Origin of the sequence: Massilia aerilata (assembly GCF_042656905.1) — a bacterium.
Classification (GTDB): domain Bacteria; phylum Pseudomonadota; class Gammaproteobacteria; order Burkholderiales; family Burkholderiaceae_D; genus Telluria; species Telluria aerilata.
Genome location: NZ_JBHSMZ010000001.1, coordinates 378,390 through 399,853, shown reverse-complemented (window position 1 = coordinate 399,853; position 21,464 = coordinate 378,390). Strand labels below are relative to the sequence as shown.

Sequence of the window (21,464 nt, the reverse complement as noted above, 5' to 3'; positions counted from 1 at the left end):
ATGGTCTGCCGGAGAGGTTTCGATGCCCAAAGTCAGCTTGCTCGAAGAATCCAGGCCACACAGCGATTATTACGACTCGATGATCATCTGGCTGCTGCGCGGCCTCGCCTGGCTGGCCGTCGCCGCCGGGCATCTGCGGGCGCGGGTCTATCCCGGCTTCGGCAGCGTGGCGGAGCCGACGCCGGGCTTCCAGGCCTTCGCCTTCCTGACCGGCTACGCCCATCTGGCGCTGGTCGTGTTGTTCGTCCTGAGCGGCTGGCTGGTCGGCGGCGGCATGCTCGACCGTTACGGCAGTCCGGGTGCGCTGCGGCAGTATGCGCTGAAGCGCCTGACCAGGCTCTGGATCGTGCTCATCCCGGCCTATACAGCGATGCTGCTGTTCGCCGCGTACGCCGGCTGGGCCGATGCATCGTCGGCCGACCTGGGCGGCAGCGGCGAGTACGCCGCGGGCGCCTTCATCGGCAACCTGCTGGGCCTGCAGACCCTGGCCGTGCCCCGGTTCGGCGGCAACTACCCCTTGTGGACCCTGGCCAACGCGAGCTGGTATTACCTGCTGTTCCCGCTGCTGCTGGCGGTGTTCCGGGCGCGCACGGCCCCGGCCCGCGCCGGCGCGGTGCTTGCGGTGCTCGGCATCGCCGCGGTCTTGAGCGAAGTAATGCTGCTGTACTTCCTGGTCTGGCTGCTCGGCGCGGCGTTCTCGCGCGTGCCGATCGACGCGGGGCCGCTGGCGCGCAGGCTGTTCCTGCTGCTGTTCCTGGCGCTGGCGGTCTATTACCGTATCGCCGGCGGCAACAACCACATGCGCACCGATACCATCGTCCAGGACCTCGCCTTCGGCACGTCGCTGGCGCTGTTCCTGTGCAGCATGCGCTACCGTCCCGCCGGGCCGTCGCGCCTGCGCGAGCGCGTCGTGGCCGCCGGGCGCTTCTTCGCCGGCTTCAGCTTCACCTTGTATGTGATCCATGTGCCGCTGATCGACGCGATGCAGTATTTTTTCGGGCGCCAGCGTTTGTCGCCGGCGGCGCCCTTGGACTACCTGGTCTACGCGGCGATGCTGGCGGGAATCGTGGCGCTGGCTTACCTGTTTCACCTGCCGTTCGAAGCAAATACGCAGCGCGTGCGCGCATGGATGAAGGAACGCCTGGCGGCGGACGGGGCGGGCGCTGCGCGCCGGACCGAGCCCTTGTAATTCTTTCTTGGCAGCCTTATATGCAGGCGTGTTCGATTTCCTTTCATCACGCTCGCCGCCGCCATGACCCAGTCCAGCTTCGCCTCGCCCCTGCCAGCCTTCCCGCAATCGCCGCAATTCCGCGACGCGAAGTTCCGCAATCCCGTCCCCATGCACAAGCACAGTTTCGGGGAGACCGCGCGCCTGTGGTGGGCCTTCATGTTCAACAAGCCGGCCGGCACCGTGCCGCGCCAGCCGGTGCCGGTGCGCGCGCTCACGCGCGAAGCCCTGCTGGCGGCGCCGGACAACACCCTGTACCGGCTCGGCCATTCCACCATGCTGCTCAAGCTGGACGGCGAGTTTCACCTGACCGACCCGGTGTTTTCCGAACGCGCCTCGCCCGTGCAATGGGCGGGGCCGGCGCGCTTCCACCAGCCGCCGATCGCCATCGAGGAGCTCCCGCCGATCAAGGCCGTGATCCTCTCGCACGACCATTACGATCACCTGGACCGCGCCGCCGTGCTGGCGCTGGCGCCGAAGACGGCCCTGTTCCTGACGCCGCTGGGCGTGGGCAACCGCCTGCTCGACTGGGGCATCGCGGCGGACAAGGTGCGCCAGTTCGACTGGTGGCAGGGGACGGAGGTGGACGGCGTGCGCTACGTGGCGACGCCGGCCCAGCATTTTTCGGGCCGCGGCCTGAACGACGGCAATGCCACGCTGTGGGCGTCCTGGGTGATCCTGCACCGCGAGCTGCGCCTGTTCTTCAGCGGCGACACCGGCTACTTCACGGGCTTCAAGGAGATCGGCGCCAAGTACGGCCCCTTCGACCTCGCCCTGCTGGAGACCGGCGCCTACGACCAGCGCTGGCCGGACGTGCACATGCAGCCGGAACAGACCTTGCAGGCCTTCCTCGACCTGAAAGGCAAGTGGCTGCTGCCCGTGCACAACGGCACCTTCGACCTCGGCCTGCACCACTGGCAGGATCCCTTCGATCGGATCGCGGCGCTGGCGCAAGCGCAGGGGGTGCCGCTGGCGACGCCGGAGATGGGCGAGGCGGTCGACCTGCTGCAGCCGCACAGCGGGCGCGCGTGGTGGCGGGATATCGAGTGACCGCGCAATGTCATGCATCTGGCCGCCAACCCGGCGCTGCGGCGCCTGCGCTCGGAGCCGGCGGTCACGCTGGCGGAGGCGCTCAACACCATCGATGCGCAATGAGCGGGGCGGTCACCGCGGCGGCGCCTGGCCTGGCCCGAGCACCATGCGCCGGATCCTCTGCCAGTTGACCAGGAAGGCGTTCACCTCCGCGGCTTCGCTTTCGCCCCGCTGCAGCATGCCGGCCATGGCGCGCGTGGTGCCGCCGTTCAGGAACCAGCTCAGCGGCGGCTGGCGTCCCTCGGCGGTCCAGGGGTAGCGCAGCTCGATCACGCGGCCGGCGCCGCAGCCACCCAGCAGGCGCGTGGTTTCCTCTTCGGCGGCCTGGGCGCGGGCGTTGCGGGTCTGGTAGAGGGCGAAGAAGGGCAGCGACAGCTCCGGCACCGGCGGCACGACCTTGTCGCCGGGGCGCAGGCGCGGCTGCCAGGGCAGGTGGACGCCGACCTTCAGCGGCGGACGCGGCGGGCCGGCCACGGCATCGATCATCTGGGCGCGCGTCGGGCAGATCCACTGCGATTGCGAGGCCGGCTCGTTCTCGATCACCAGCACCACGATCTGCTCCGGCTTGACCACGCCGAGTGTCAGGATCGCGGCGATCATCGCGTTGAGGGTGGCCGCGCCCGAATTCTCGAAGTAGCCGCCGTCGACCAGGTAATCCCAGGGCTGGCCGTCGACGGTCGTGACCAGCGCGGCCGGGCTGATGTAGGGAAAGCGGGCGCTGTTGTGGACCGCCTGCGCCAGCGTGATGCGGCTGGTGTCCAGCGGCGGGTCGCCGGGGCCGCCGGCGAACAGGTCGTAGGCTTGTGGCGGCAGGAAGTCCAGATTGGCCTGCACCACGCGCCGGCCCTCGCTGGCGGAAGTGGCGTTGAACAGCAGGCGCGGCAGGCCGGCCGCCGCGGGCCCGAGCGCCAGCAAGGGCCGCGCGAACCAGTCGGCGGCCTTCGACGACCCGAAGCGCTCGGCCCAGCCGCGCTGCCAGGCCCCTTCCAGTGCCAGCGAGCGGTCGCAGCTGGGGCAGGGGAAGGGCGAAAAGCGCGCCAGCAGGTCCGGGTAGAGCAGGTAGCCGACCAGCGGCGCCAGGTAGTCCTGGCCGAGGAAGGCGCCGACCTGGCGCGAGGTCGCCGCATAGTCCGGGCTGTCCACGGCCAGCGAGCCGGCGAAGGCGGCCAGGCCCAGGCTGCCGCCCGAGACGCCGCTCATCGCATAGATGTTCGGGGCGAAGCGCCGGCCCTGGCTGCGCGCCTGGCGTTCGAGTTCGAGCAACAGGGTGCCGGCCCAGAACGCCGCCCTCGATGCCCCGCCGGCCGCCGCCACCAGGTAGACCGGCTCGTTCCCATGCGCGCCGCGCGCCGCCTGCCAGGCGCGGAAGTCCTCGGCCAGGCCCGGGCGCCGCGGCGCCAGCGGCGGCCCGCCGTTGCGGGCCACGAAATGGTTCTCGTTCGAGATCGAGGCCAGCAGGGCCGCGAACAGCGGCAACAGGGCCAGCGAGGGCCAGCCGGCGCTCTTCGGCAGGTAGACCAGCACGATGCTGCCGAACACGGTCCAGGAACCGAAGGCGAACAGCAGCAGGGCCGGCGCGCCCAGCGCCCGGCTCGCCGCTTCCTGGCCGAAGCAGACCGCCGCCAGCACCATCGCCGACACCGCGAACATCAGCAGCACCGCGGCGATGCTCACGCGTGGCGTGCGGCGCGAGCGCGCCCAGGCCTGGGGCGCCACCGCCTGCCTCCCCAGCCAGCGGTTGACCAGCCTGCGCCGCAGCACCGCCAGCAGCACGAAGGTGCCGGTGTAGAGGGCAGGGGCCAGCCAGGCCCCGGGCGGGGCGCCGGGCAGCGCGAACCAGACCGTGATCGGCACGCAGGACAGCAAGCCAAGCGCGCGCGGCAGCCAGGTGTTGGTGGCGGCGGCGAAGCCGTGGTGGGCGCACATGCCGACGTTGTCGACCGCGAAGCGGCGGGCCAGCAGCAGGCGCGCGCAGTACCAGGCGGTCAGCGACCAGTAGGCCAGGGCCGCGATGAAGATCCAGTAGCTGGCGTTGGCCCACAGGCTCTCCTTGGTCTCGGCAAAGTTGCGGAAGGCGCCCAGGGCCTCGCGCGCCTGGGGCACGCCGAGCAGGATGGCGTTGCCGGCGGCCACCGTCAGCACCGGGTAGAAGTTCAGCAGCAGGGTGCGGCGCAGGAAGGTGAAGCGGGTGACCTGGCTGGTGTGCGAAGGCGTGCGCCGCGGCGGCGTGGGGACGGGCAGGGGCGGCGGTGCCTCGCGTGGCCGTCCGTCCGCGGCCCCGCGTTCGTCGATCCCGGTTGGCTCCGCCATGGCCCGCTCCTTTCTTGCCCGTGCTCCGATCATAAAGGCAAGTCTGCCGCGGCGGAGCATGCCGCACGCAGTCTGTTGGGCGCGGATCAAGACGCCGCAGCGAAAATGCTGTCAGGCGGAAATTCGGCGACCGGCTACTGGCGCGGCGCGTGCGCCGGCGCGACGAAGGCCAGCGCCTCTTCGAAGGAGCGCAGCACCATGTCGACCTGCTTCTCCACCAGCGAGGCGCTCGGCACCGGGTCGGTCAGCGGCAGCCGGATCGTCACCAGCATCGCTTCCGGCAGGCCGGCGCGCAGGTTGGCGACCGCGGTCAGCCACTGGTCGAGCATGGCCTCGGTCGGATAGTTGATGAAGACGGTCGAGACCAGGTCGGCCTTGTCCGGGCCGGGGTTTTCGCTGTCGCCGATGATCGAGAAGCTGCGCGCGTCGACCTGGTCCTCGCGCAGCGCGCGCACCAGCAGTTCGCTGAGCATGTCGTCGCGCATCGAGGCCAGGCCCACGCACAGCACCACCGAATGGGCCGGCACGTCGAGCGCGCCCTGCCAGCGGCCCAGGCGCGCCTCGCGCATCTGGCGCAGGTGGGCGCCGATGTTCGTATCGAGCAGGGACATGCTGCGGCGGCGGCTCTTGGGCGGTCCGCCCGATTCCGGGGTGAGGGTGGCGGCGACGTCGGCGATGGCGGAGCGGATCCGGTCTTCCTGCGGCTTTTCCATCTTGCCCGAACGGGTGTCGTTCGCGGCCAGCACGATGCCCGGCAGCAGGATGTGGTCGCAATAGCGGGCGAAGCTGGAGCGTTCCAGGAAGTCCTGGGCATCGTGGATGATGGCGGCGATGTCGCCGGCCAGGATGCGCTGGTAGAAGCGCTGGGCGCCCGACACCGCCGGGGCGTCGCCGAGCAGGATGGTGACCGGCTCGAGCGTGCGCACGTGGCGGCCGGCGACCACCAGGCACAGGGTCAGCGGGGTCGACAGCAGCAGGCCGACCGGGCCCCACATCGCGCCCCAGAACAGGGCCGAGATGATCACCGCCAGCGGCGACAGCCCGGAACTGTGGCCGTACACCTTGGGTTCGACGATGTTGGCGACCAGCAGTTCGAGGGCCACGAACAGCACCATGCACGACAGCGCCAGGGTCCAGCCCGGATCGATGGCGGCGACGAACATCGCGATCACCGCGCCGGCGGCCATGATGCCCAGGTAGGGCACGAAGCGCAACAGGCCGCTCAGCGCACCCCACAGCGCGGCGTGCGGCACGTCGGCGGCCCACAGCACCACGCCGATCAGGAGGCCGAAGGTGACATTGACGATAAATTGCGAGAAGAAGAAGCGCGATACCCCCTGGGCGGCGTCGGCCAGGGCCTGGATCGTGCGGCTGACCTCGGTCTGGCCGCCCAGCCTGATCAAACGGTCGCGCAGGGATTCGTGCTCCAGCGACATGAATATTAGGAGCACCAGCACCAGGCCGGCCTCGCCGATCGGACCCCAGGCCAGCGAGAACAGCCGGGTCAGGGCGCCGGTGGTGGTCAGGCGCGGGGCGCGGATCTCGACCGGAATCGGCTGGGTCGGGCTGATGGTGATCGTGGTCATGCCGCGCTTGCCGGTGGCCGTGGCGCCGCTGCTCGGGGCCACCGCGCTCAGCTCGGCTTCGATGCGCTCGAAGGGGCGCTCGGCCAGTTCGCGCACGGCGGCGACCTTGGTGCGCATCGCCGCCCGGTACTTCGGCAGGTCGCGCGTGACGGCCACCAACTGGAACGCCAGCACGATGCCGACCCCGACCAGGCAGGTGGTGGCCAGCAGCACCGACAGCATGGTGGCCGGCATCTGGGCCAGCCCGGCGCGGCGCATGCTGCGGATCAGCGGGGCGATGACCAGGCTCAGGATCGACGCAAGGGCAATCGGCTCGAGGACATCGCGACCGAAATACAGAAGTCCCAGCCCGCAGGTCACGGTGACCAGCGAGCCGGCATTCAGGTGCTTGAACAGGGAAAGATCGCGCATTCGCGTGCTGCAGGCGGGACAGCAAGCTATCCCGTGGAAACGTAAAACCAGCAATGTAGCGCAAAAACATGAATACGATCAATTTTATGGCGATTTCTTTCCACGCACGGCCCCTTGCGCGCCCGCGCCCTTCTGCGCCGGGCCGATGGTCCACAGGTAAATGGTCCTGCCGTCGACGTCGACCGTGCGCTCGGGCGGCCACCCCGGCCCCATGTCGAAGGCGTGCGAGACCACCCGCGATCCAGGCTTGAGCTGGGACCACAGCCGCGGCCGCAGCTTGAGGTTAAGGTCCGGCAGCAGGTAGAGGCTGACCACCGAGGCCGGCGAGAGCTCGGTCTCGAACAGGTCGGCCACCTTGAAGCTGACCCGTTTCTCGACCCCAGCCTTTTTGGCATTGGCCTCGGCTTCCACGATACGTTCCGGATTCAGGTCGACGCCGACCCCGCGGGCGCCGAAGCGCCTGGCGGCCGTGACCACGATGCGGCCGTCGCCGCAGCCGAGGTCGTACAGGGTGTCGTGCGCGCCGACCCTGGCCAGGTCCAGCATGCGGTCGACCACCTCCTGGGGCGTCGGCACGAAGGGGACGTCCAGCCGTGGCGGCTCGGGCGCGTCCTGGGCCCAGGCCAGGCGCGGCGGCAGCAGGCCCAGCCCGGCGCCGGCGGCGGCGGCGGACAGCAGCAGGGTGCGGCGGCGTGCTTGCGGGTTCATCGTCGGTTCTCCTCGTCGTTGGCAGGGTTGTGGAAGGCTTCGTCCTGGTGCAGCAGGGCCAGCAGGAACACGCCGGCGGCCAGCACCGCCACGCCGATCCAGGCCGCATTCAGGCCGCCCAGGGTCTGGCTGCCCACATAGCTCAGGCTGGACCACAGCATGTAGGCGCAACTGGCGCAGAACAGCAGCGGCAGCAGCGGGAACAGCGGTACGCGGTAGGGCCGCGCATGGCCGGGTTCGCGCCGGCGCAGCACGAACAGCGAGATCCCGCTCAGCAGGAAGAACAGCCAGAACACGGGCGCGGTGAATTCGACCATGGCGCGGAAGCCCCCGCCCAGCGCGGCGCCCAGGCCGACCAGCAGCAGGGCAGCGCCGCATTGCAGCAGCATGGCCAGGGTCGGCGTGGCGCGCCGGCCGTCCCAGCGCGCCAGCCATGCCAGCGGCCGCCAGTCGCGTCCCATCGCATAGCCGGTGCGGGCGCCGACGATCATGGTGGCGTTGATCGAAGTCAGGGCCGACACCGCCACCAGCAGGGCGATCAGCTGCTCGCCGCCGCGTCCGAAGGCGCGCCGCATCAGTTCGGCGGCCGGCGCCTGCGACGAGGCCAGCGCGTGCATGCCGAGGCCGTGCCAGTAGCCCCAGGTGACCAGCAGGTAGAGGCCGGTGACGATCAGCACCGTTAGCACCAGCGAGCGGACCATGTTGACGGCGCCGTCGCGCACCTCGGCGCTGAGATAGGCGGCCTCGTTCCAGCCGCCATAGGTGAGCAGCACGAAGACCATCGCCAGCCCGAAGGAGCCGTGGACAGGTTCCGCCGCAACGGCCGGGATCGCCGCGCCGCCCGGCAGGCGCAGGGCGGCCAGCGCCACCAGCAGCAGCCCGCCGACTTCCGCGACCGTCAGCCAGGTCTGGGCGGCGCTGCCCGAGCGCAGGCCGTGCAGGTTGAGCAGGCCCAGTACCAGCACGGCGGCGCCAGCGTACAGGGCGGCGCTGGCGGCCGGCGCCAGGCCGGGCAGCGGCGCCACCTGGGCCAGGTAGTCGCCGAACACGAAGGCCAGCAGGGCGATGGAGCCGGTGGTGATCACCGCATAGCGGGCCCAGCCGAACAGGAAGGCGACCGTGCGGCCGTAGGCGCGGTGCAGGAAGTGGTAATCGCCGCCCGCGTGGGCGTAGGCGGTGCTCAGCTCGGCATAGCAGAGGGCCCCGGCCAGCGAGACCGCGCCGCCCAGCACCCAGGCGAGGAACATGGCGCCGGCGCTGGCGCTCATGCCCGCCACCAGCGCCGGCGCCTTGAAGATGCCCGCGCCCACCACGATGCCGACGATCAGCGTGACGGCGTCCGCCAGCCCGAGTAGCGGGCGCGGCTGGGCGTGGGTTTCATGGTCGGAGCTGGACGGGGTCGGCATGTCCAGTAGGACGAGCCGGGCGCCGCCAAGTTCCTGCGCCGCGCGGGCGTGTGAGCCCGATCAAGTTCCGCGCCGGCTCAGCTTCCTTGCTCGACCGCCGCCACCTGCAGCGGCGCCAGCGCCGGCCCCTCCAGCACCCGGCCATCCGGTGCGAAGCGGCTGCCGTGGCAATCGCAGTCCCAGCTGGTCTCGGCGCCGTTCCACTTGAGCTCGCAGCCCATGTGCGAGCATTTGCCGGCCACCGCCTGCAGCGCGCCGTCCTTGTCGCGGTAGATCGCCACCGGCTGGCCGCCGACATCGATCTTGCGGCTGCGGCAGGGCGGCAGGTCTTTCAGCGCCTCGATTTCGTCCGCGCCCAGCATCACCGCCGCGTCGGGGCTGGCCGGGCCGGTCTTCTCCTTCGCGAAGCCGTCCGGGCGCTTGCCCTGCGCCAGGCGGTCGACCGCGTACAGGTCGCGCCAGGGCGTGCCGCGTCCGAGGATCTCGTCGGCCAGCATCATCCCCGCCAGGGTGCCGTAGGTCAGGCCGTCGCCCGAGAAGCCGGTGGCGATATAGGTATTTTCCGCGTCGATGTTGCGGCCGATACAGGGCAGCTTGTCCCTGGCGCGGTAGCGCTGGGCCGACCAGCGGTATTCGACCGGGCCGATCGGCCAGTGGTCGCGGGCGAAGCCCTCCAGGTCCTGGAAGCGCTCCTCGCCGACCTCCTTGTCGCCCAGCTTGTGGGCGCTGCCGATCACGGCCAGCCAGGTCCGGCCGTGGGCCGTATAAGTGCGCACCGAATGGCGCTCCCGGCCGATGCACCAGTAGACGCCCGGTTCGGGAACGCTGTCGTGCAGCGGCGCGGCGATGCCGTATTCGCGCACCACTTCCAGCTGGGACTGCACCAGGTGGATGCCGACCGGCGTGTGGGTGGCGACGATGATGTGCTGGCATTGCACCTTGCCGTGCTCGGTATGGACCACGGCCGGGTCGTCGTCGATGGCGGTGACGCGGGTGTTCTCGAAGATCAGGCAATCCTCGCCGCCGATGCGCTGGGCCAGTTGGCGCACGTATTCGAGCGGCTGGAACTGGGCCTGTTCCTCGACCCGCAGGGTTTTCAGGGCGTCGAGCGGCAGCGGGGCGTCGTCGCGCAGGTCGGTGTGCAGGCGCGCGCGCATCGCCGCCAGCGCTTCCTTCTCGACTTCGCCGACGTGGGCGGCGTCGAGGGCCAGCAGGTTCCAGGGCACGCGCTGGAAGGCGCAATCCAGGTTCAGGCGCCCGACGGTGGCCTCGATCAGGTCGATCGCGGCGGCGCGCGACTCGACCACGCGGCGCATGGTTTCGAGGCCGTGCTGCTCCTCGAGCGTGTGCAGGCCGAGGTCGACGGTGGCGTACAGGTTGCCGGTGGAATTGCCGGTGCTGGCGTCGCCGGCCTTGTAGGCCTCGAGCACGGCGACGCGCTTGCCGGCCTGCACCAGCAGCATGGCGGCGGTCAGGCCGGTGATGCCGGCGCCGACGATGGCGACGTCGACCTGGAGGTCGGTTTGCAGGGTCGGCAGGCAGGCCGTCCTGGCCGCCGTGCCCTTCCAGAGAGAAGAGGTGTCCATGGGAGTGCCTTTCGATACGGTGTCGGATAGATGCATGGCAGCCGGCGCCGGGCGCTGGCCGCGTTCGCTCCGATCATCCCAAGATCCGTCGCGCCGCGGCGCAGCGTTGACCGGCACACACTATCCGGGCGCGTTGGCCCTGATCGGGGCGGCTTGTGTCAATACGCGACAGAAGTTTTCTGTTTGCAATATTTTTCTTGCTATGCGGCATGACTAACCATTAGTATTCCGGCACTAATCTTTGTCACTATTTACACTTATGAAGATGCTCAACCGTTTGCCGGTTCTGTGGAAGGTGCTGTCGGCGCCGGCGATTGCCATGGTCTGCATGGCCGCGTACCTGGCCTTCACGGCTGTCGTTTTCCACAAGAACAATGTGCGCCTGGCGGACGTGCGCGATGTCCAGTACCCGGTGCTGGACGCCATGACCGAGAACGTCGGCGCGCTGGACAAGATCATCGACATCCTGAATAGCGCGGCTGCGGCCGGCGAGCCGGAGCAGCTGGCGGCGGCCGACGCCCTGGCGGCGAAGGTGCGCGACAATTACCAGCGCCTGCGCGCCATGGACAGCGTCCGCGCCGGCGACCTGTCCCGCCTGGGCGCCGAATTCGAGGCCTACTTCAAGTCGGCGCGCGAAGTTTCCGACGCGATGGCCCAGCACACCGGCATGCCGGCCAAGGACAAGCTGCAGGGCATGGCCGCCGACCTGGCGACCTACCGCAAGGACGTGGCCAGCTTCCGCAGCGCGGCCAAGGAGCGTTTCGTCGGCACGGTCGGCGACGCCACCGCGGCGGCCGACCGCGCCATCCTCGGCGGCGCCGTGATCGGCGCGCTGGGCCTGGCGCTGACCCTGGCCTTCGCGGTGCTGGTGGCGCGCACCCTGCTGCGCCAGGTGAAGCAGGCGGTGCGGGTGGCCGAGACCGTGGCGGCCGGCGATCTGACCAGCAGCATCGAAGTCGACGCCCTCGACGAAACCGGCAAGCTGCTGCACGCCCTGAAGCACATGAACAGCAGCCTGGTGCGCATCGTCAGCGAGGCGCGCGGCGCCACCGACACCATCGCCACCAATTCGACCCGCATCGCCGAGGGTAACGGCGACCTGTCCGCGCGCACCGAGCAGCAGGCGGCGGCGCTGGTGCAGACCGCGTCCGCGATGGGCGAGCTGACCGGCACCGCCAAGCAGAATGCGGCCAATGCGGTCAAGGCGAATGAACTGGTCGGCTTCGCCGCCGGCGTCGCGACCCAGGGCGGGGCCGTGGTCGGCCGCGTGATTGCCACCATGGATGCGATCCACGCCTCTTCGCGCGAAATCGCCGATATCGTCAACGTCATCGAGGGCATCGCTTTCCAGACCAACCTGCTGGCGCTGAACGCCGCGGTGGAGGCGGCGCGCGCCGGCGAGCAGGGCCGCGGCTTCGCCGTGGTGGCGAGCGAAGTGCGCAGCCTGGCGCAGCGCTCGGCCTCGGCCGCGAAAGAGATCAATGCGCTGATCGGGCGCTCGGTCGAGCAGGTCGAACTGGGCACCCGCCTGGCCGACCAGACCGGCAGCACGATGGACGAGATCGTCGGCAGCGTGAAGCGCGTCACCGAGATCATGGCCGCCATCGCCGAGGCCAGCAGCGCGCAGACCGCCGGCATCGAACACATCAACGATGCGATCGCGCAGATGGACCAGGACACCCAGCACAATGCCGAGCTGGTCGAAGAGACCGCCGGCGCCGCCGCCGCGCTGCGCGAGCAGGCCGCCAGCCTGGCGCAGGTGGTGAGCGTGTTCACGCTGGCCCGCGAGAGCCTCCCCGAGCCGGCACGGGTGGGCTTGCCGGGCCCGCTGGCACTTGCCGCCAACGCAACGGCGGCCCACCGCCGCGCCTGATCTGCCCCGTTTTCCGATACGCCGCCGCGGCTTTCCAAGCGCGGCGGTGGATCGGCTCGTCCGGCATCGCGCCGGGTTTATATCACCACCTATAGCCCTACATGAAGAAAGCAATCAACACAGCGGCCGGCGCGCTGGCAGCCGCCGGTTTCGCGGCGCTCGCCGCGGCGCCGGCGCAGGCCGAGGTCGCCATCATCGTTTCCGCGCACTCGAGCCAGGCGCCGCAAGTGGCCCAGGTCTGCCAGGCCTTCCTCGGCAAGGTCAAGTCGCCGACGCCGATCAACCTGAACGAGAAGAACCCGCTGCGCGACGAATTCTTCGCCAAGGCCTGCAGGAAGGACCCGGTCCAGGTCCAGGCGATGTGGGGCAAGCTGATCTTCACCGGCACCGGCACCCCGCCGGCCGAGGTGGACAGCGCGGCCGCCATGAAGAAGGCCGTCGCCGCCGATCCGAACGCGGTCGGCTACATCGACAAGAAGGACCTTGATGCGAGCGTCAAGGTCGTCGCCACCGCCAACTGAGCATCAAACGAGCACTCAACGAAGATGAAGAAACTGATTATCGCGGCGCTGCTGTCCAGCGCCGGCACGGCGGTCTACGCCGACGACCTGACTTTCTCGGGCTTTGCCACCCTCACCGCCGGCAAGGCCTACAGCGGTTCCTCCGGCGAATTCATGGGCCAGGCCTGCCCCTGCGGCATCGGCAACTATGAGCACGGCCAGGTCTACAGCAAGGGCGAATGGAGCCTGACGCGCGAATCGCTGGTCGGCCTGCAGGCCAAGTACCAGCTGATGCCGACGCTGTCAGCCACCGTGCAGGCGGTCTCGCGCGCGTCGGAACACGGCAGGCCGGAAGTCGACTGGGCCTACCTGTCCTGGGACGTGGCGCCCGACACCACCATCCAGGCCGGGCGCCGCCGCCTGCCGATCTACGCCTATTCCGACAGCGTCTACATCGGCTACACGCTGCCCTGGGCGCGCGTGCCGCAGGACATCTACGGCTGGGAAGTCGGCGCCTACAACGGCGTCAACATCCGCCACTCGCGCAGCGTCGGCGACTGGGCCGTGACCGGCAATGTGTTCGCCGGCCAGGAGACCAGCCATGACAATACCGAGCAGCGCAAGATCTTCTACGGCCACCGCGTCGACGACGACTGGAAGCACATCCTGGGCGGCTACCTGGACGTCTCGAACGAGGTGTTCGGCGCGCGCCTGATCTACATGCAGAACTCGATCGACCTGTCGCTGTATCCGGAAGGCGAGGAGCCGAGCTTCCAGCGCGGTACGCGCCAGAAGATCATCGGCCTGTCGGGCAGCATCGACTACGGCAACTGGCTGGTGCGCGCGGAAGCCAACCGCTTCATGCGGCCCTCGCTGGACTATAAATCGTCGAGCTTCACCGCCACGCTCGGCTACCGCATCGGCAGGTTCACGCCCATCGTCGGCTATTCGACCTACAAGGAGAAGGAGACGCCGAGCTACACCGAAACCCAGAACGACAACACGCGCTTCATCGGCGTGCGCTGGGACTTCCGCAAGAACATGGACCTGAAAGTCCAGTGGGATTCGGTGAAGGACTCGAGCGCCTACGACTTCACGAAGAACGCGAAGATGCTGAGCGTGGCGCTGGACGCCTTGTTCTGATGCGGCCTTAAAGCCGGATCAGCGCGCCACGATCAGGCGCAGGCCGAGCGCGATGAAGATCGTGCCGGCGATCCGGTCCAGCCACATGCCGGCGCGCGGGCGGCGCGAGAGCCAGCCGCCCACCGCGCCGGAAAAATAGCCCAGCAGGCCGAACAGCACGGCCGCCTGCGCCGTGAAGGCCAGGCCGAGCAGGGCGATCTGCAGGTTGGCGTCGCCGCGCTGGCTTGCGACGAACTGCGGCAGGAAAGACAGGAAGAACAGCACCACCTTGGGATTGATGGCGTTCGCGAACACGCCGCGGAAGAACAGGGTGCGCGCCGATTCCGTCACGCCCTCGACGCGGCTGGCATTCGCGCCGCCGCGGCTGCGGATCGCGTTAAACCCCATCCAGGCCAGGTACAGGCCGCCGCAGATCTTCAGCGCCGTGAAGGCCACCGGCGAGGCGGCGATCAGCGCGCTCACCCCGAGCGCGGCCAGCAAGGTATGGCTCAGGCAGCCCAGCGCGCAGCCCAGCCCGAAGGCCATGCCGCGCAGCCGGCCCTTGGCCATGCCGATGCCCAGCACCATCATGTTGTCGGGCCCCGGCGACAGGGTCAGCAGGATGGCGGCGGCCAGGAAGGCGAGTAGTTGTTCCGTTGTCAGCATGGAAGAGGGCGCTTGTTCTAAAGCTGCCGATGGTGCCCTACAGTGGCAATTTATGCAAGCTGCTGTATAGTCACGCCGTATGAAACCAGGAAAGCTGCAGCGGCCATTTCGCCATCTTACCGAGCGGGTATTGAATCTTCTGCTGATGAAGGGATGGGTCGCGAACCTCAGCTGGCGCCTGGGCGGGCATGGCAGGCTGGCAGTCGCACGCCACGAGGTGCAACTCGAACCCGAGCGGCGCCTGCCGCGGCCGCTGGTGATCGCCTTCGCGTCGGATTTCCATGCCGGGCCGACCACCGATCCGGCCATCTTCGACGCCTTGCTCGAACTGGTGCGGCGCGAGCGCCCCGACGTGCTGCTGCTGGGCGGCGACTATATTTCTTTCGACGCTGCGAATATCGCGTATCTGCGCAGCTTCCTCGAGCAGGCGAGGGCGCCGCTGGGTGTGTACGCGGTGCTGGGCAACCACGACGTCTACAACGGCCGCGAGGAAATATCCGCGGCCCTGGCGGCGGCCGGCGTCGAGCTGCTGGTTAACCGCAACGTCGCGCTGGCGGCGCCCTTCAACGAGGTCAGCATCTGCGGCATCGACGATCCGTGGACCGGCAAGCCTTCGTCCGAGAACACCTTCGCCGGCGCCGGCCCGGTCCGCATCTACCTGATGCATTCGCCGGACGGGCTGTGGCGGCTCGGCGGCCAGCGCTTCGACCTCGGCCTGGCCGGCCATACCCACGGCGGGCAGATCGTGCGCCGCAACGGCGCGCCGCTCAAGCACCCGAGCGGGCCGTACTCGCGTCAATACTGGCGCGGCCGCTTCGAGATTCCCGGAAATGGCCCGCTGTTGGTCGGCCGCGGCATCGGCTGCTCCGGCATTCCGCTGCGCCTGCGCGCCGATCCCGAACTCCTGATCTGCACTTTGCGCTGACGATGTTCCCGATTTGACCGTTTTATAGGCAACGGCGTACTCTGATGATTGATTTTTGAGTATTTCCTTTGATTCCAGATAACAGAATGGAGATAATGATATCCCGCAAGAATCATGCAGGCCGGCCCATGCCCCGCAGGGGACACATGCAAACTATAAAAGGCATGGGTTCTATCTACTATCGATTGGAGAAACGCAGTGAGTCTTTTTAGAACCAAGAATCTAGACAACATGGTCGCCCATGCCAGCAAACCGGGCGGCCTGAAGAAGGTGCTCGGCCCCTTCGACCTGATCCTGATGGGTATCGGGGCGATTGTCGGCACCGGTATCTTCGTCCTGACCGGCACCGGCGCCCTGACCGCCGGCCCGGCACTGACGGTTTCCTTCATCGTGGCGGCGATCGCCTGCGGTTTCGCGGCCATGTGCTATGCCGAGTTCGCATCGACCGTGCCGATCGCCGGTTCGATCTACACCTACAGCTATGCGGTGCTGGGCGAACTGGTGGCCTGGATGATCGGCTGGGACCTGCTGCTCGAATACGGCCTGGCGACTTCCACCGTCGCGGTGGGCTGGTCCGGCTATTTCCAGTCGCTGCTGCACACGGTCGGGCTCGACCTGCCGGCGGCGCTGACTGCCGCCCCGGGCGCGCGTCCGGGCGTGGATACCGTCATGAACCTGCCGGCCCTGGTCATCATGCTGCTGCTGACCTGGATGCTGTCGCTCGGCGTGCGTGAATCGGCGCGCGTCAACAACGTCATGGTGGTCATCAAGATCTCGGTCGTGATCCTGTTCATCCTGTTCGGCTTCAGCCACATCAACACCGACAACTGGGCGCCGTACGCTCCCTTCGGCGCCTCGGGCATCATGAGCGCCGCCGCGCTGGTGTTCTTCGCCTTCATCGGCTTCGACGCCGTGACCTCGGCCGCCGAGGAAGTCAAGAACCCGAAGCGCGACCTGCCGATCGGCATCATCGGCTCGCTGGCCGTCTGCACCATCCTGTACGTGATCGTGTCGGCCATCATGACCGGCATCGTGCCCTTCGCGAAGTTCGAAGGCGTCGACCATCCGGTTTCGCTGGCCCTGCAGTACGCCGGCGTGAACTGGCTGTCCAAGCTGGTCGACCTCGGCGCCATCCTCGGCATGACCACCGTGATGCTGGTGATGGCCTACGGCCAGACCCGCATCCTGTTCGCCATGTCGCGCGACGGCCTGCTGCCGGCCAAGCTGTCGACCGTGCACCCGAAATACGGCACGCCTTACTTCGCCACCTGGATGGTCGGCATCGTGTTCGGCGTGATCGCCGCCTTCGTGCCGCTGAACGTGCTGGCCGAACTGGTCAACATCGGCACCCTGGCCGCGTTCTGCCTGGTCTCGGTGGCCGTGGTCGTGCTGCGCAAGAAGCGCCCGGACCTGAAGCGCGCCTTCCGCTGCCCTGGCGTGCCGATCGTCCCGGCGATCGCCGTGATCTTCTGCCTCGCGCTGATGAGCTTCCTGAGCGCGATTACCTGGATCGCGTTCGTGATCTGGCTGGTCATCGGCCTGCTGGTCTACTTCGGCTATGCGCGCAGCCGTTCGCTGCTGCACGGCGCGACGCAGTCGTAATCGTCACACATTAAAGTCAAGCCCATCGGGGCGCCCCGGCCCAGGCCGCGGCGCCCCGATGTCTTTCCAGAAAACATTCCATTTTTGTAAGTCCTGTCCGACATTCATGTGAGACGGGGACCGCTTACGTGCGCCATACGCGGAACGGATAATCTCGGTAGAACATTTACCAAGAAGATAGTCTATGACCACCACGTTCGCGATGGATACGCCTGAGCTGGAGACCGCGCCACAAGCGCCTGCGGGCCAGGCTGTTGCAAGCTCGAAAGCACTTTATTTCCAACTGCTCGACACGGCGCAGGATGCCGCGGCAAGCTCGCGCGACTACCTGCGGGCACAGATCGAAGCCGCGCGCCAGGAGCCCTGCGACCTGCCGGAATCCGTCTGGGAACTGCCCGGCTGGATCCAGGGCCGCGCCGAGGCGGTCGGCATCGCCTACCGCGAATACCTGGCCGCCCGCAAGAACGGCGCGCCGCGCCGCTACTTCGGCAGCAAATCGCACGCCCTGTATTTCCTGAAGGGCGCCGCGCCGACCAAGCTGGCCGACGGCGCCTGGCTGTACGGCACCCTGGGCCGCTGGGAAAACCCGGACTTCCACCCGCTGATCAAGACCTACCTCGAAGAGCTGGGCGACGGCGTGCCGGACAAGAACCACGTGACCCTGTACCGGCGCCTGCTGGCGGCCCACGGCTGCGAGCACTGGGAGGGCCTGTCGGAAGCCCACTTCGTGCAGGGCGCGATCCAGCTGGCGCTTGCGTATAACGCCGACCAGTTCCTGCCCGAAGTCATCGGCTACAACCTCGGCTACGAGCAGCTGCCGCTGCACCTCCTGATCACGTCCTACGAGTTGAACGAACTGGGCATCGACCCGTATTACTTCACCCTGCACGTCACCGTCGACAATGCCGGCAGCGGCCACGCGCACAAGGCCGTGCAGGCGCTGCGCAACCTGATGGCGCAGTCCGGCGACCCGGCGGCCTTCTTCCAGCGCGTGCTGGACGGCTACCGCCTGAACGAACTGGGCGCCTGCACCACCTCCATCATCGCCGCCTTCGACCTGGAAGCCGAACTGGTCGAGATCTTCACGGCCAAGGCCGCGGTCGGCCGCAACATGCACTCGGACTACTGCCGCGTGGCCGGCCGTTCGATCAACGACTGGCTGGGCGAGCCGAAGCAGATCCCCGAGTTCATGGCGGCGATGGAAAACGCCGGCTGGATCCAGCGTGGCCAGGACGTGGAGCACAGCCGCTTCTGGCGCCTGATCCAGGGCGAGCGCGCCGAGATGTTCGGCGTCTTCTCGGCCTACGAGCAGCAGGTGCTGCGCGACTGGATCCAGGCCCCGCGCGATGCGGATGCGAGCCAGCGCACCACTCGCGTGCTGAGCCACCGCGCGCGCCAGCGCACCCTGGACACCCTGAACCAGCATGCCGGCCGCAGCGGTTATCCGGAGCGCGGCCTGATCCGCCGCCATGCGGCAGGCGCCCTGCAGGGCGACACCGAACTGCGCGAGCTGGAAGAGAAGGTGGCCGGGGCGGCCGGCAAAACCGAGGCCATGGCGATGCTGGCGCGCCTGATGTCGCCGTCGGTGCACCATACGGCGATCGGCTTGATGGCGACGCGACTGTATTCGCAGCTGCTCGACGCATAGCGCTGACAGCGGCACATAAAAATATTTGCGGCGCGGTCGGGACCATTCCCCTCCGCGCCTTTCCACGACTGAGGACCATCCCGTGCAAATTCTCGAACAACGATTCCTGCGTGGCCCGAACATCCACGCGGATACGCCCTGCCTGCTGTCCGTGGTCGACCTCGGCGACCTGTACGGCGTCTCGACCCGCGAGCTCCCGCAATTCAACGAAGCCTTGCTGAACCTGCTGCCTTCGCTGGCCGACTACCTGGTGCCGACCGGGCAGCCGGGCGGCTTTGCCCAGCGCCTGCGCGAAGGCACCTACCTCGCGCGCGTGATCGAGCACGTCTGCCTGGGCCTGCAGTGCCTGGCCGGCGCCCCGGCCAGCTTCGGCCGCACCCGTCCGGTGGCCGGCACGCCGGGCCAGTACCGCATCGTCTGCGCCTACCAGATCGAGAAGGTGGCGCAGCCGGCCTTCGCGCTGGCGGTGGAGATCGTCGACGCGCTGGCGCACGGCGCCGCATCCTTCGACCTGGCGCCGCGCCTTCAAGAGTTGCGCGAACTGGCCGAGCACTACGCGATCGGCACCTCGACCGCCGCGGTGCTGGCCGCGGCCCACGAGCGAGGCATTCCGGTCCAGCGCATCACCGAGGACGCCAACCTGTTCCAGCTCGGCTGGGGCGTGAAGCAGAAGCGGATCCAGGCCACCATCACCGGCGAGACCAGCAATATCGCGGTGCGCATCGCCAGCGACAAGCAGCTGACCAAGCAACTGCTGCTCGAGGCCGGCGTGCCGGTGCCGGAAGGCGAAACCGTCACCAGCATCGACGATGCGCTGCGCGTGGCGCGCCGCCTCGCGGTGCCGGTCACCGTCAAGCCGCTCGACGGCAACCAGGGCAAGGGCGTGACGGTCGACTGCCGCACGCCGGAAGAAGTCGAGCAGGCCTATGCCTTCGCCCGCAAGCACGGGCGCAGGATCATCGTCGAGCGCACCATCCAGGGCCGCGATTATCGCGTGTTCGTGGCCGCCGGCCGTGTCGCCGCGGCGTCCTGCCGGCGCCCGGCCCACATCATCGGCGACGGCCGCCATACCGTGCGCGAGCTGGTCGCGATCGAGAACCGCAATCCGGCGCGCGGCGCCGGCCACACCAACATCCTGACCCAGATCGCGCTCGACGCCCATGCCGAGGACATCCTGCGCAAGCAAGGCTATGCGCCGGATTCGGTGCCGGCGCAAGGCGTTGCCGTCGAACTGCGCGGCAACGCCAACCTGTCCACCGGCGGCACCGCCGAAGACGTGACCGACCTGCTGCCGGAAAGCACGCGCCAGATCTGCGTGCGCGCGGCCAGCAAGATCGGCCTCGACGTGGCCGGCATCGACATCGTCTGCCGCGACATCGGCCTGCCGCTGGCAAGCCAGGGCGGCGCCGTCATCGAGGTGAACGCGGCGCCCGGCATTCGCATGCACCAGTATCCGAGCAGCGGCGCGCCGCGCGACGCCGGCGACGCCATCGTCGAAGGCCTGATGGGCAACTCGGACGGCCGCATCCCCATCATCGCCTGCACCGGCACCAACGGCAAGACCACCACCACGCTGCTGATGGCGCACACGGTGCGCCTGGCCGGCCGCGTGACCGGCGCCACCACCACCCACGGCGTCTACGTCGACGGCAAGCCGATCACCAGGGGCGACTGCACCGGCTACTGGTCGGCCCGCACCGTGCTGGCGTCGCCGGACGTCGAGATCGCGGTGCTGGAGACGGCGCGCGGCGGCATCCTCAAGCGCGGCCTGGCCTTCGACCGCTGCGACGTCGGCATTTGCCTGAACGTCTCGCCCGACCACCTGGGGCTGGACGGCATCGAGACCATCGAGGACCTGGCCCAGGTCAAGGCCGTGGTGCCGCTCTCGGCCAGCCGCGCCGCCGTGCTGAATGCCGAGGACCCGCTGTGCGTGGCGATGGCGCGCCGCGTGCGCCCGGACGTCGAGCTGGTCTATTTTTCGATGAACCCGGACGAGCCGGTGCTGCTGCGCCACCTGGAAGAGGGCGGCCGCGCCGCCTACCTGCAGGACAATGCGATCGTGCTCGCCGACGGCAACGTGCACCAGGAACTGCTGCGCGTGGAAAGCATGCCGATCTCGATGGGCGGCCGCGCGCGCTACAACATCGCCAACGGCCTGGCCGCCAGCGCGGCGCTGATGGCGGCCGGCTTCTCCAACCTGCAGATCGCCACCGGCCTGTCCACGTTCGTTAGCGACGGCAAGACCAATCCGCTGCGCACGAATGTGTTCGAGGTGCGCGGCGTGACCGTGATCGTCGATTATGCGCACAATCCTGCCGCCTACAAGGCGCTGGCCGAGATGGCGCGTTCGCTGCTGCCGGGCCAGCTGGTGGGCATCGTCACCGCGCCGGGCGACCGCCGCGACCAGGACCTGCTCGAGGTGGGACGTGTTTGCGCGTCCCGCTTCGACGAACTGGTGGTGTACGAATCGTCCAGCCGCGGCCGGGCCCATGGCGGCGCGGTGGACCTGATCCTGCAGGGCGCGGAGGAGGCGGTCGGCAAGACCGATACCCTGCACCGCGAGCTGGAAGTGGGGGAGGCGATCCGCCTGGGGCTGTCCTTGTGCGGGCGCGGGGATGTGCTGGTTTTTGCGTGCGGGTCGTCGCTGGAGGTGTTCGTGGAGGCGATCCGGGAGATGGATCCGGAGAGTGCGGAGCGGATCGCGGCGCAGGCGGGGTGATGAAGCTGTGCTGAAATGAGAAACGGGCCTGCGCGGCCCGTTTTTTGTTAGCCCGTCGTTCCCGCCTGCGCGGGGACGACAT

General features: G+C 68.7%; 15 protein-coding genes. 9 read left to right on the top strand and 6 right to left on the bottom strand.

Annotated features, from left to right (window positions below):
* Positions 1-22: 22 nt before the first annotated feature.
* Both ACFPO9_RS01745 and ACFPO9_RS01740 read left to right on the top strand, forming a co-directional pair.
* Complete coding sequence (locus ACFPO9_RS01745) at positions 23-1,189, top strand: acyltransferase family protein (protein WP_379766130.1); 1,167 nt, start codon at positions 23-25, stop codon at positions 1,187-1,189.
* Between the two features lie 63 nt (positions 1,190-1,252).
* Positions 1,253-2,278, top strand: coding sequence for an MBL fold metallo-hydrolase (locus tag ACFPO9_RS01740; protein ID WP_379766127.1), 1,026 nt, complete (start codon positions 1,253-1,255; stop codon positions 2,276-2,278).
* A 114-nt stretch (positions 2,279-2,392) separates the two neighbouring features.
* Here the strand turns inward: ACFPO9_RS01740 and ACFPO9_RS01735 are convergent, their stop codons facing one another.
* From ACFPO9_RS01735 to ACFPO9_RS01715, 5 genes are all read right to left on the bottom strand, one after another.
* A complete protein-coding gene (locus ACFPO9_RS01735; RefSeq protein ID WP_379766124.1) occupies positions 2,393-4,630 on the bottom strand; it encodes a hypothetical protein in 2,238 nt (745 codons plus the stop codon).
* 134 nt (positions 4,631-4,764) lie between these two features.
* The gene (locus tag ACFPO9_RS01730) at positions 4,765-6,627 is read right to left on the bottom strand and encodes an AI-2E family transporter (protein WP_379766121.1); all 1,863 of its coding nucleotides are present in this window, start codon (positions 6,625-6,627) and stop codon (positions 4,765-4,767) included.
* A gap of 84 nt (positions 6,628-6,711) precedes the next feature.
* Positions 6,712-7,335: an SAM-dependent methyltransferase gene (locus ACFPO9_RS01725; protein ID WP_379766118.1), complete on the bottom strand. Its 624-nt coding sequence runs from the start codon at positions 7,333-7,335 to the stop codon at positions 6,712-6,714.
* Positions 7,332-8,741, bottom strand: a complete 1,410-nt coding sequence (locus ACFPO9_RS01720; protein ID WP_379766115.1) for an APC family permease — start codon at positions 8,739-8,741, stop codon at positions 7,332-7,334. Before ACFPO9_RS01720 ends, ACFPO9_RS01725 begins: the two co-directional genes overlap by 4 nt.
* Before the next feature lie 77 nt (positions 8,742-8,818).
* A complete protein-coding gene (locus ACFPO9_RS01715) occupies positions 8,819-10,327 on the bottom strand; it encodes an FAD-dependent oxidoreductase (RefSeq protein ID WP_379766112.1) in 1,509 nt (502 codons plus the stop codon).
* Between the two features lie 259 nt (positions 10,328-10,586).
* Here ACFPO9_RS01715 and ACFPO9_RS01710 point away from each other — a divergent pair, with 259 nt between their 5' ends.
* The 3 genes from ACFPO9_RS01710 (at position 10,587) to ACFPO9_RS01700 (ending at position 13,843) form a co-directional block, all read left to right on the top strand.
* On the top strand, positions 10,587-12,200 hold the full coding sequence (locus ACFPO9_RS01710) for a methyl-accepting chemotaxis protein (protein ID WP_379766109.1): 1,614 nt from the start codon (positions 10,587-10,589) through the stop codon (positions 12,198-12,200).
* Positions 12,201-12,301: 101 nt separating this feature from the next.
* A complete protein-coding gene (locus ACFPO9_RS01705) occupies positions 12,302-12,721 on the top strand; it encodes a hypothetical protein (RefSeq protein WP_379766106.1) in 420 nt (139 codons plus the stop codon).
* A 24-nt stretch (positions 12,722-12,745) separates the two neighbouring features.
* Complete coding sequence (locus tag ACFPO9_RS01700) at positions 12,746-13,843, top strand: hypothetical protein (protein ID WP_379766103.1); 1,098 nt, start codon at positions 12,746-12,748, stop codon at positions 13,841-13,843.
* A gap of 18 nt (positions 13,844-13,861) precedes the next feature.
* On the opposite strand, the gene ACFPO9_RS01695 is transcribed toward ACFPO9_RS01700, so the two are convergent.
* The gene (locus tag ACFPO9_RS01695; protein ID WP_379766100.1) at positions 13,862-14,488 is read right to left on the bottom strand and encodes a LysE family translocator; all 627 of its coding nucleotides are present in this window, start codon (positions 14,486-14,488) and stop codon (positions 13,862-13,864) included.
* Between the two features lie 130 nt (positions 14,489-14,618).
* Here ACFPO9_RS01695 and ACFPO9_RS01690 point away from each other — a divergent pair, with 130 nt between their 5' ends.
* The 4 genes from ACFPO9_RS01690 (at position 14,619) to cphA (ending at position 21,382) form a co-directional block, all read left to right on the top strand.
* A complete protein-coding gene (locus tag ACFPO9_RS01690) occupies positions 14,619-15,413 on the top strand; it encodes a metallophosphoesterase (RefSeq protein ID WP_379766098.1) in 795 nt (264 codons plus the stop codon).
* 198 nt (positions 15,414-15,611) lie between these two features.
* Positions 15,612-17,015, top strand: coding sequence for an amino acid permease (locus ACFPO9_RS01685; RefSeq protein ID WP_379766095.1), 1,404 nt, complete (start codon positions 15,612-15,614; stop codon positions 17,013-17,015).
* Between the two features lie 184 nt (positions 17,016-17,199).
* Positions 17,200-18,663, top strand: a complete 1,464-nt coding sequence (locus tag ACFPO9_RS01680; protein ID WP_379766092.1) for an iron-containing redox enzyme family protein — start codon at positions 17,200-17,202, stop codon at positions 18,661-18,663.
* A gap of 82 nt (positions 18,664-18,745) precedes the next feature.
* Positions 18,746-21,382 carry a cyanophycin synthetase gene (gene cphA / locus ACFPO9_RS01675; protein ID WP_379766089.1) on the top strand — a complete coding sequence of 879 codons (2,637 nt, stop codon included), beginning with the start codon at positions 18,746-18,748 and terminating at the stop codon, positions 21,380-21,382.
* Positions 21,383-21,464: the final 82 nt, after the last annotated feature.

Bases quoted from the DNA above. Each gene is read 5' to 3' on its own strand.
- ACFPO9_RS01745 (WP_379766130.1), top strand. From the start codon at position 23: ATGCCCAAAGTCAGCTTGCTCGAAGAATCCAGGCCACACAGCGATTAT.
- ACFPO9_RS01740 (WP_379766127.1), top strand. From the start codon at position 1,253: ATGACCCAGTCCAGCTTCGCCTCGCCCCTGCCAGCCTTCCCGCAATCG.
- ACFPO9_RS01735 (WP_379766124.1), bottom strand. From the start codon at position 4,630: ATGGCGGAGCCAACCGGGATCGACGAACGCGGGGCCGCGGACGGACGG.
- ACFPO9_RS01730 (WP_379766121.1), bottom strand. From the start codon at position 6,627: ATGCGCGATCTTTCCCTGTTCAAGCACCTGAATGCCGGCTCGCTGGTC.
- ACFPO9_RS01725 (WP_379766118.1), bottom strand. From the start codon at position 7,335: ATGAACCCGCAAGCACGCCGCCGCACCCTGCTGCTGTCCGCCGCCGCC.
- ACFPO9_RS01720 (WP_379766115.1), bottom strand. From the start codon at position 8,741: ATGCCGACCCCGTCCAGCTCCGACCATGAAACCCACGCCCAGCCGCGC.
- ACFPO9_RS01715 (WP_379766112.1), bottom strand. From the start codon at position 10,327: ATGGACACCTCTTCTCTCTGGAAGGGCACGGCGGCCAGGACGGCCTGC.
- ACFPO9_RS01710 (WP_379766109.1), top strand. From the start codon at position 10,587: ATGAAGATGCTCAACCGTTTGCCGGTTCTGTGGAAGGTGCTGTCGGCG.
- ACFPO9_RS01705 (WP_379766106.1), top strand. From the start codon at position 12,302: ATGAAGAAAGCAATCAACACAGCGGCCGGCGCGCTGGCAGCCGCCGGT.
- ACFPO9_RS01700 (WP_379766103.1), top strand. From the start codon at position 12,746: ATGAAGAAACTGATTATCGCGGCGCTGCTGTCCAGCGCCGGCACGGCG.
- ACFPO9_RS01695 (WP_379766100.1), bottom strand. From the start codon at position 14,488: ATGCTGACAACGGAACAACTACTCGCCTTCCTGGCCGCCGCCATCCTG.
- ACFPO9_RS01680 (WP_379766092.1), top strand. From the start codon at position 17,200: ATGACCACCACGTTCGCGATGGATACGCCTGAGCTGGAGACCGCGCCA.